The organism is Mesotoga sp. HF07.pep.5.2.highcov (genome assembly GCF_003666285.1).
GTDB lineage: Bacteria > Thermotogota > Thermotogae > Petrotogales > Kosmotogaceae > Mesotoga > Mesotoga prima.
This window is the reverse complement of record NZ_JFHJ01000279.1, coordinates 1-6,945: the sequence shown is the minus strand read 5'-3', so window position 1 is coordinate 6,945 and position 6,945 is coordinate 1. Positions and strand designations below refer to the sequence as shown.

Here is a 6,945-nt window from a genome sequence, read left to right as displayed (position 1 = left end):
GATTTGATGCTAGTGTCAAGATTTCTCGAAAGAGCCGGCGATCATGCGACTAACATTGCAGAAGAGATCTATTACATAGAAAAGGGCGAGAGCTCAAGGAGGAAATGCGACGTTGAAAGTATTGATTGTTGATGACGATCTCGATATCCTGAATATTGTCAGAACTGCATGTGAGAATGAATCGATGCAGACTTCAACTGCCGCAAATGCAGAAGAGTTATGGTCATCCCTGCGTTCAGAAAAGCCCGACGTGATATTACTTGATATCATGCTACCTGACGCAAATGGTCTCGATCTCGTGAAGAAGATTCGAACAATGTATTCGAGAATTCCGATAATATTTTTGACCGCAAGAAAGTCCGACCTTGACATGATTCTTGGGCTTGAACTTGGCGCAGATGATTACGTTACAAAACCCTTCAATCCAAGGGCTCTTGTGGCAAGAATCAAGGCTGTCATGAGAAGAACAGAGATATCCGGTACTTTGGAAGATAAACTTACGATTGGTGACGCCGTAGTTAACCTCAAATCGTACACAGTAACTAAAAATGGAAAGTCAGAAGAGCTGACAAGAAGAGAATTCGAATTGTTGAAACTGCTCGCGGAAAACCCCGGGAGAGTTTTTACTCGCGAAGAGCTACTGGACAAGGTTTGGGGAATGGATTTCTTCGGCGATTTCAGAACCGTTGACGTCCACATAAGCAAACTCAGAGAAAAGGTTGGAGAGGGATTCATTAAGACAGTTCGGGGAGTCGGTTACAAATTCGTCATTGGAGAGCAGAGATGAACGAATCTCTGCTCGATGAACTTAACGAAGCAATCATAATGGTAGATGAAGGTCTGGTCGTAACAAGGGCCAACCTATCGGCTAGAAAGATGCTTGGAGATGTGGAAGGATTAGCCTTACCTGACGCTCTCCACGTTCAGGGCATTTCAAAGATAGTAGATAATCTCATTTCGGGTACTAATTACACCATCGACACGATCTTCGTTAAGGATGACACGACTCACTATCTCAAAATAAGGGTTTCTGCACCATATATAATAGCGAGAAACATAACGAGTGAAAAACTCTTTGAAAGCGCTAAGATGGACTTTGTCAATTCGATTGTCCACGAGTTTTCTACACCGTTGGCTGTTATAAACGGTTATGTACAGCTTCTAATAGAAAAGAAAATGGAGTTACCTGCAGATGTTTCCGAGACTATCGAAAGGATAGCGAGATCGACTGGACGGCTTTCGAGATTGGTTGAAGAACTTGGAATACTGTCTAATCTCGAGCTACAGAACTACAGAGTCAAGATTGAAACCGTCAATTTGAAGGAACTAATTGATGAGTCCGTAAGTGACCTCGAAAGCAAATGGAAAAGAAAGAAATTGAAGATAACCACAACAGTCTCCCCTAACACATATGCCGCCGTAGATTCGCTTCTTCTCTTCAGAGTGATATCGAACCTGATTTCGAATGCGGTTAAGTACTCAAGTGTTGGCGATACAATTGAAATCGTCTCTAGGGAAGTCGAATCCAGAATATACATCTCCGTGAAAGACAACGGAATAGGTATTAAAAGTGAAGAACTACCGAGAATCTTCGAAAGATTCTACAGAGGAAGCAATGCAAGAACTTCGGGATCTTCTGGATTGGGGCTGGGACTGTCTCTCGTTAAGCACGCTCTCAACCTTATAAACGGATCTATAGAGGTACGATCGAGGTACATGATGGGAACGACCGTGACCATCAGTTTTCCCAAGAACATGTAGAGACATCTTCTGAATTTACTTCCAGATAAAGCTAGTAATAAGACTCTGACACTTTTTGGTCGCCACCATTTAACTAACAGTGCATATTCGTTTATGGCAAAGTGTGAAATTACTTATGCAATAATTTTTTTGATATGACCTCCTGAAGAAAGTTCGTCATATATTAATGGAGTTGTTGTTTAATGAAATCAGATACTCATAGTGTTTGTCTTTATGGTTCGGCTCACGATCTAAGAAAAGCAATAAACACCTTCCTTAAAGAAGGTCTTTCCAAAAATTACAAACTTCTTTATTTTGGACCAGAAAGGGATGTCATTCCTTCTAAAGAGACAACTGACGGGCTCCCCTATAACCTGGATGATCTTCTAGGTTCGAAGACATTAGAGATAATCGATTTCGAAAAGTCATATGTGAAGAACGGCGTTTTCGATCCCGTAAGACAGATTAGTTTTCTGCAAGAAGCCGCAGTAAGGGCTATAAAGGAAGGCTATAATGGCCTCGGTGTGGCCGGGGAAGGTACTGCGATCCTGGAATCTGGGACGAAAATGGAAGAGCTTCTAAAGTACGAGGCATCTGTGAGCGATCTCGTTGAAGAGTCTCCAGTAACGGCATATTGCCTTTATGACTCTTCAAGAATTGACCAAAGCAGTGCTCTGGAAATCTCCAGACTCCATCCGTACACTCTCAGAGAAAGTGGGTTTAGCGTAAATGAAGATTATTATCGTGCACCCAGAAGAACTCTGGAATATGATACCGCAAGTCGGCTCGACATTTGCAGGGGTACCGCAAACTCCCTTTTACAGATGTTCAGAATGAAGAGCATATATGTAGAAGAACATGAGGAAAACGTTTCGAAGCTTGCGTCAGCAATCGCTAAGGAAATGGCATTGGACTCTTTTACCATGCCTGTCTTGAAATGGCCGGAAAGATACACGACTTAGGAATGAACTCGATGTTTTTGGACATGCTCACTAGACCCGGGCCACTGCATGCTCTTGAGGCCAGACTTCTTAGAAGACATCCCATTACGGGATTCGAGATAAGTAGAGGAGTTCCATTTCCCGATAAAGTCTCGTACGCAGTCTTTCAGCATCATGAGAGAATTGACGGTTCCGGTTATCCGAACGGCCTAAAGGATTCGGAAATTAGCCTTGAGGGTAGCATACTTGCCGTTTCTGAAGTAGTCGCGGCAATGAGTTTTTACAGGCCATACAGAAAGCCGTATGGACAGGAGTACTCGCTGGATCAGATAGTAAAATACAAAGGTTCACTTTACAGAACAGAAGTTGTCGAAGCCTGCCTCACTGCTTTCGAAAATGGTTTTTCCTTTGAAAGCAGCTTGAAAACTTCTGCTTCCCAGCCCTAGTACCAAAGCAGCTATTCGGTAATTCTCTTGTCAAAGTGGACGTTTTTGCTACAGACATTGAGAAAACCTTTGGCTGTGTTCAACGGTTGAACTAGAAACCTACCGGAGAGAGTGTATTTAGACCTTCAGACTAAAGATATCTTTTCTTATCAAGTGTTCTATCGACCTTTTCAAGAGTCTGCAGCGTTCCGTTTCTTAGTTTTATGGACTTCTCCAGAAGAAGTTGTATTACCGTAAGCTGGCAGACTCTGGGTTGAAGAAGTGGTATCCCGGTTTCATGACCCCCTTGAGCTACGTAGATGGTCTCGGTGGAAACACTCACTATTCTCGATCCTATCCCACCCGTAACTGCTACAGTGTACGCCCCAGAGTCTGAAGCCACTTCAATGGATTTCACAGTGTCCCTAATATTCCCGCTGGCGGAGATACCGAAAACTATATCTCCCCTGTTAAGCGAGACGGCAGTCATTATCTGCAAATGGGGGTCTGTGTAGAACGCGGTCGAAAAACCGGCTCTCATGAAGAGGGTTGCCCCAAATTCGGCAACTATTCCGCTTGAGGCCACTCCAAAGAAAATCAGTCTATTCGCTCTAACGATTTTACCTGCAATTCTGTCTAATTGAACATCATCAATAAGTTGGTTCTGCTGATTAAGTGCCTCAATGAGATCGGAAATCAGCTTATTCTTGTCGGCTGAAATTGGCGGTGATTCTCGCGAGAGTTCTCTGGCTAGCTGTATTTTGAGGGCCTGGTATCCATTGAAGTTCAGCTTTTTTGACAGCCTGAAAATTGTGGTCTCGCTTGTTCCCGCAAGTACTGAGAGTTCGCTTATTGAATGATGGATAACATCATCTGGAAAATCGATAATGTATCTGGCTGCCTTCTTCTCTGCAGGGTTTAAACCTTTATCATCGCCTTCAGTTTTTCAGTTATTCTGAACTCTTCTCCCATATAGATATCAACTCATCCTTCGTTTCTACAAACTTCTTCAGAAGTTTATCGATTTCTTCTTCGGCACCTTCCTGGGTCATCTTTTCTGTTCTCGAGACAAAGCTGGCAACCCTTCCAAAATAAAGCGGAACTAGAAGCTCTATGAGTCTGTCTCTAAGAGCTAACTTTCTATAGCCTGAAGCTATTCTGTAAATAATTCTAACCCAAAGATCATCATCGATCATCGCGTCTGATTTTCCAAGAAGTAAGAGATTTCGAGCAATCTTCGCACCAAGAATGTCTTTGATGAAATCTTCCTGACTGTGTATGCCTTCGTAGCACTTGGAAATCATGTTTTCGAGATCGACCTCCAGCGGCTCCGGTATACCTGTCACAACGTCACCATAGATAGGTGAATCGGAATAGTCACCCACTGTTTTCCAATTATCCTCATATTTCTGCATCAGGGAAAACAGGGTGCCTACAACTTCTTTGAACATGTTCCCCAATTGCTTTCCAGGATCTTTGACATCATGAATCTTCGTCCCGAGAGCGGCTTGATAAATGCTTCCTTTGACTTCATTGACAGCGGAGGTCGTCATCCATATATCTATTCCAAATCTTGAAATGTCCGATCTCCACGTATTCTCGGGTACCGTCGTGTAGTATTCGAGGAGCTCCCTTCCAACTCCGAAATCTCCCCCGATGGGTTGCCTGATCTTTTTTCCATAAAGAGCTGTGGTGAGGGGATAACATATGCTGTTCGTTATTGTCCCATCGTACTTGTGTCTTATATAGTAAGGGGTGACATAGGCTGCCCCTTCCTCCAGAATCGGACTTGCAAGCCTTTCTATCCAGAATGGCTCCACACTTCTGAGATCGGAATCAAGAAATAGGACTGCTTGCGCTCCATATGATTTTGATTTCTCCATTATTGATCTCATTGCGCTACCTTTTCCCGAAATTCCCTCATATACAAAGGACAGCAAATCTACCCCATTACTTGAAGCCGAATAAAACATCTCCTTTGTCCTGTCGGTTGAGCCCCCGTCAGCATTGACAATGCAACCTCTCATAGATGGAAAATACTGCTTTAAGCCTATGGCCGCCGTCTCGACAACATATTTAATCGTAGTCTCGTTGTTGAAACTAGGTATTCCCACCACTATATCGTATGAATCATGACTCAGTCCGGGCATATAGACACCTCCTATTCTTTCACGCCTCCAGCAGTGAATCCGCTGGTCAGGTATTTCTGCATGAGACTGAAGATGATAATTATTGGAACTGCGGAAACCACAGAAGCCGCCATCAACCTACCCCAAACAGCATGGGCGGAACCTGAGAACGCGTTCAACCCAATTGGAAGGGTGAAGAGATCTTTGTATGACTTCAAACCAAGGAAGGCCGATGCGAATAGGTATTCATTCCAACCAATCATAAATGCGTAGATATATACAGTCACTATCGCTGGAAGAGAAAGAGGAATTACGATCTTGAAGATCGCCTGAATTCTTGAGCAACCATCAATGATAGCGGCTTCTTCTATCGAAAACGGTATCGTTCTGAAATAGTTGCCCAGCATGTACAAAGAAACCGGCAATGTTTGAATAACATAAACCATGATCAAGTAGATTCCCGTTCCCAATGGCGTTGCAAGGATCCCGAGCTTCACCGCCATTTGATAAAGCGGAACCATTATTACCGTCCCTCCAAAGAGATAAACGAATAGAACGGATCGCTGAACAGAACTTCTCCCCTTGAATCTAAGCCTCGAAAAGGCGTAGGCACCGAAAATGGCAACAATGAGGCTTATTAAAGCTGAAATTCCTGCGAAGACTAATGAGTTACTAAGATATCTCAGGAAGGGGAATTCACTTGCTCTCTCCTCGATTATCTTTTTTTTCTGAGCTTCATAGGATTTGAGCTGGGCCTTTGCATTCTCTAGACCAGCCAGGAGAGACTCCTCGGTTAGAGCGCTGTCCACTTCTTCCCTAAGATCGATAAACTTCTTTACATCGTTGGCACTGAAAATCGATTTCATATTCTCCTCAACGATTTCCGTCTCTTCGGTACCTGGAGTTATCGCGCGTTCGATAAATTCCTCTCTGTTTTGAACTTCTATTCCACTGAAATCAATTACAAGATCTACAATATCCCTAAGTTCTTTCTCTTTTGCCTCCAACTGGATCTCGTGAACATATCGAGTGTACGATTCCAGTGAGGCCGTCCTTTCTTCCAGCTCTTCGATTCTTTTCAGTACCGGCTCAAGATTTGCCCTAATAATTTCATCTCCGAAAAACTCTGTCTCGCTACTCTGAATCAAACCGAATATCTCGAGGTAATTTCTTACCGTGAAGTTCGAAAATGTCAGCTTGTTTGGATCATAATCGGCTTTTAATGATACATGAATCATGAAATAAAACGGAATTAGAATAAAAAAGCACAAAAGAAGGATCCCAAAAATAAACATTCCTCTCTTGAAGGGTGATTTTCTCTTTACCATTTCAACACCTTCTTGACGTACACGGTTATCAAGAAAAGCATTATTACCATCAGAATCGTTGCTATCGCAGCGGCTACTCCGTACTCCGGCGAAGTAGTGCCTATTACCCTTTCATAGATGAAGATTGGTAGTGTTCCCGCCCTCTTGCTTATCAGATAGACTTCATCGAATTTGTAGAAATTCCAGATCCCTCTCATTAGTGCTACCGCTCCCATCACAAAGTAGAGCTCTGGAAGTGTTATATTAGTGAACTGCTTCCAAGACGTTGCCCCATCAATTTCAGCAGCTTCATAGTAATCGTCAGGTATCGACTGAAGCCTTGATAGGAGCATCAAATAGACAAAAGGAAAGTTTCGCCAAATATTGAAGACAGAGGCCACCA

The 6,945-nt window shown here is 43.1% G+C and carries 9 protein-coding genes and 1 pseudogene; 5 read left to right on the top strand and 5 right to left on the bottom strand.

Annotation, left to right across the window (positions count from 1 at the left end; genetic code table 11):
• The first annotated feature begins 6 nt into the window (after window positions 1-6).
• The 5 genes from BG32_RS17100 (at window position 7) to BG32_RS16320 (ending at window position 3,127) form a co-directional block, all read left to right on the top strand.
• Window positions 7-132 (top strand): PhoU domain-containing protein, encoded by a 126-nt coding sequence (locus tag BG32_RS17100; protein WP_409072649.1) that lies wholly within the window; start codon window positions 7-9, stop codon window positions 130-132.
• Complete coding sequence (locus BG32_RS05990; protein WP_006488048.1) at window positions 113-787, top strand: response regulator transcription factor; 675 nt, start codon at window positions 113-115, stop codon at window positions 785-787. The genes BG32_RS17100 and BG32_RS05990 overlap by 20 nt, the downstream gene beginning before the upstream one ends.
• Window positions 784-1,761: a cell wall metabolism sensor histidine kinase WalK gene (locus BG32_RS05985; protein ID WP_006488050.1), complete on the top strand. Its 978-nt coding sequence runs from the start codon at window positions 784-786 to the stop codon at window positions 1,759-1,761. Before BG32_RS05990 ends, BG32_RS05985 begins: the two co-directional genes overlap by 4 nt.
• A 182-nt stretch (window positions 1,762-1,943) precedes the next feature.
• Entirely contained in the window at window positions 1,944-2,702 is a 759-nt protein-coding gene (locus tag BG32_RS16325; RefSeq protein WP_259459557.1) for an MEDS domain-containing protein, read from the top strand.
• The gene (locus BG32_RS16320; protein WP_259459556.1) at window positions 2,678-3,127 is read left to right on the top strand and encodes an HD-GYP domain-containing protein; all 450 of its coding nucleotides are present in this window, start codon (window positions 2,678-2,680) and stop codon (window positions 3,125-3,127) included. Before BG32_RS16325 ends, BG32_RS16320 begins: the two co-directional genes overlap by 25 nt.
• Before the next feature lie 130 nt (window positions 3,128-3,257).
• Here BG32_RS16320 and BG32_RS16315 read toward each other — a convergent pair whose 3' ends face one another.
• The 5 genes and pseudogenes from BG32_RS16315 to BG32_RS05960 all read right to left on the bottom strand — a co-directional run.
• Window positions 3,258-3,692: a MurR/RpiR family transcriptional regulator gene (locus BG32_RS16315; RefSeq protein WP_259459555.1), complete on the bottom strand. Its 435-nt coding sequence runs from the start codon at window positions 3,690-3,692 to the stop codon at window positions 3,258-3,260.
• Window positions 3,693-3,899: 207 nt separating this feature from the next.
• A pseudogene (locus BG32_RS16310) lies at window positions 3,900-3,992 on the bottom strand (MurR/RpiR family transcriptional regulator); the annotation flags it as partial.
• A 64-nt stretch (window positions 3,993-4,056) separates the two neighbouring features.
• On the bottom strand, window positions 4,057-5,256 hold the full coding sequence (locus BG32_RS05970; protein WP_006488056.1) for a glycosyltransferase: 1,200 nt from the start codon (window positions 5,254-5,256) through the stop codon (window positions 4,057-4,059).
• An 11-nt stretch (window positions 5,257-5,267) separates the two neighbouring features.
• On the bottom strand, window positions 5,268-6,563 hold the full coding sequence (locus tag BG32_RS05965; protein ID WP_006488057.1) for a carbohydrate ABC transporter permease: 1,296 nt from the start codon (window positions 6,561-6,563) through the stop codon (window positions 5,268-5,270).
• Window positions 6,557-6,945, bottom strand: a 389-nt coding sequence (locus BG32_RS05960; protein ID WP_147434846.1) for a carbohydrate ABC transporter permease, incomplete at its 5' end; no start/stop codon positions are given. The genes BG32_RS05965 and BG32_RS05960, both read right to left, overlap by 7 nt.

Coding starts and splice junctions, on each gene's coding strand:
- BG32_RS17100 (WP_409072649.1), top strand. CDS start 7: ATGCTAGTGTCAAGATTTCTCGAAAGAGCCGGCGATCATGCGACTAAC.
- BG32_RS05985 (WP_006488050.1), top strand. CDS start 784: ATGAACGAATCTCTGCTCGATGAACTTAACGAAGCAATCATAATGGTA.
- BG32_RS16325 (WP_259459557.1), top strand. CDS start 1,944: ATGAAATCAGATACTCATAGTGTTTGTCTTTATGGTTCGGCTCACGAT.
- BG32_RS16320 (WP_259459556.1), top strand. CDS start 2,678: ATGGCCGGAAAGATACACGACTTAGGAATGAACTCGATGTTTTTGGAC.
- BG32_RS05970 (WP_006488056.1), bottom strand. CDS start 5,256: ATGCCCGGACTGAGTCATGATTCATACGATATAGTGGTGGGAATACCT.
- BG32_RS05965 (WP_006488057.1), bottom strand. CDS start 6,563: ATGGTAAAGAGAAAATCACCCTTCAAGAGAGGAATGTTTATTTTTGGG.